The sequence below is a fragment of the Roseospira navarrensis genome, assembly GCF_009601025.1.
Classification (GTDB): Bacteria; Pseudomonadota; Alphaproteobacteria; order Rhodospirillales; family Rhodospirillaceae; genus Rhodospira; species Rhodospira navarrensis.
In genome coordinates this window covers 1-2,245 of sequence record NZ_WIVE01000137.1, presented here as the reverse complement: position 1 = coordinate 2,245, position 2,245 = coordinate 1, and the positions used below count along the sequence as shown (strand labels likewise).

At 63.9% G+C, this 2,245-nt stretch carries 2 protein-coding genes; both read right to left on the bottom strand.

Translation table 11 applies throughout. The features are described 5' to 3' along the window. Window positions 1–309 precede the first annotated feature (309 nt). Entirely contained in the window at window positions 310–648 is a 339-nt protein-coding gene (locus tag GHC57_RS18895; protein ID WP_153347181.1) for a hypothetical protein, read from the bottom strand. 109 nt (window positions 649–757) lie between these two features. After that, complete coding sequence (locus GHC57_RS18890) at window positions 758–1,639, bottom strand: glycoside hydrolase family 18 protein (RefSeq protein WP_170294979.1); 882 nt, start codon at window positions 1,637–1,639, stop codon at window positions 758–760. Window positions 1,640–2,245 lie beyond the last annotated feature (606 nt).

Genomic DNA, 2,245 nt, shown 5'->3' with positions numbered 1-2,245 from the left:
CCCGTGCAATCCTGGCATGCATCGCCGGACTTATCTCGCCCAAACAACCAGCATGCATATCTAACGCAAACTGAGCCTTTACGAATGGCGCCGCGAAGCGGCGCCAGGGCGGCACCGGCCCTCTCCCCCACCCGGCCACCCATAGGATACTGGCGTTGGGTGGCCGGGTGGGGGAGAGGGCCGGCCACGGACTTCAACGGTCATCGTCAGATGCCGTTGATATGATCCCCGCCCAAACGGCAACGGACCGGCCGGGGCGCAGGGCTCCGGCCGGTCCGGCCGATGGGATCCGATCGGGTGGGTCGGGTCCTATTTGCAGAGCGACAGCATCTCCGACGTCGGGGTGCACACCGGGTTGTCCAGGCTGGTGGGGTTGGACAGCGCGCCGGTGCTGACGTTGACGGTCAGGCCGTAGTTGCAGCCCTTCGGCACCGATCCGGAGGCGGAGCCGACCCAGGTGAAGGTCTTGCCCGCGACGGTGAACACGATCTCGCGAGTGCCGACGAACGGGTGATGCGCCGAAGACGTCAGGGTCGCCGACGGTTCGGACAGCTCGGTGATGGTGGTGATGGACACCGTATCGGCGTGGGCGGCGCCGGCGGCCAGCAGGGTGGCGGCGGCGGCGATCAGGGCGGTACGCAGGCGCATGGTCGTTTCCTTTCGTTTGGGACGATGGGTCGTTTGGGACGATGGGTCGTTTGGGACGATGGGGAACGGCCGGGCCACGCCGTGAGGAGCGACCCGGGAACGCACGGGATCAGGACGGGAATACGAGGGCGGAGAGGGCCTTCTGCTGGGCCTGTTCAAAGGCGAAGTTGGACGAATTCAGGCGCCAGCACGTGAAGATGGGATAGCCGTAGTTGGCCGCGTTGTCGTCGTAGGCGGCCTGCGCGGTCTGAACGTCGGACTCGAACTTGGCGCCGTAGGCGAACAGGGCGGCATCCACCCCGGCGGCCGTGAAGGCGGCCGGGTCGGTGAACCCCGAGTAGAGCTGCAGATTGACGAAATCGACCGAGTCATTCACGGCCGCGGCATCAAGGTTGCCCACCGCCGCCGGCGAGAGCGTCAGGTAGAATTTGCGGTCGGTCTGGGCGCGGAACGCGGCGCCGATGGCGGTGACCAGACACCGGAACTGCTCGCGCGTGGTCTGGTCGCTGATCGGCGATTCCCAGTCGATGTCGAAGCCGTCGAGATCGTAGCGCCGCAGGTAGGCCAGCAGATTGGCTGCGAACGCCTTGGCCGCCGGCTCGGGGTCGAGCGACCCGGCGGTGAAGATGTTGGACAACAGGGACCCGTCGCCCCAGTTCAGCGTCATGGCGATGCGGATCGACGGGTTGCTGGCGCGGGCGTCGCGGATCACCCAATCCATGTAGTCCTGATTGGTCAGGCCGCCGGCATGGGACGCGGCGCCCATGGCGATCGTGTAACTCCCCGCCTGGGCCGCCGGGGTGGCCGGCACGGTCTCGGGGCCGACCGGCAAGGTGGTGGCGAAGCACAGGTAGAGGATGTCCACCGCCCCGTAGACGCCGTCCCGGATCAGGGTCTGGTAGCAGCTTGTGGGGTCGCTGTAAGTGGTGCCGGAGGGCTCGTCCTCGTTGAGGAAGATCCAGGCATTGACCATCCGGTCCGTGGTGGGCATGGCGACCTCCCCGACTCTGCAACCCGTAACCGAGACGCTAACACAGGGCGCGTCTGGGTTGTCAAAGGCTATTTTACCTATGCACGCACACGGTCTTACACACACGTTGGCAGAGCACCGGTCTCCTCCCGACCCGTGCATGGTGGCGCCACCGCAGACGGGCCGCCGCTGCGGAGGGGGGCAGGGGCCGGGCGACGTGGGCCGGTGCGCAATGTTTGGGGGAGCGAATATGACGCCGGTAACAAATGATCTTAGAGGAAATCCGCTCCAAGGAAGCTTTACGTTTGACATTCAAACCTGCCACGCCACATAATACTCGCTCAAAGGGTGTGGTCGTGTAGCGGAAACGAGGGTGGCAAAGATGGAATACGGCAGCGATCATGCTCACATGATTGACATCGGCAGAGTGTACCTTGATTTGATAAATCCGCGTCACGACGAGTTTGAGGATCAAGAAGAGGCGATTGAGTATCTCTGCGCGAGCGATTAGGTCCTTCCGCTTGCAAAAGATATTGTGGAGAATGGCCTAAAAGGCTTATCCCTTTGCTTCCGGCGCGATCAACATATCGTAGGAGATTGGGCCTTTGGTGGTGGCGATGCCCAGGA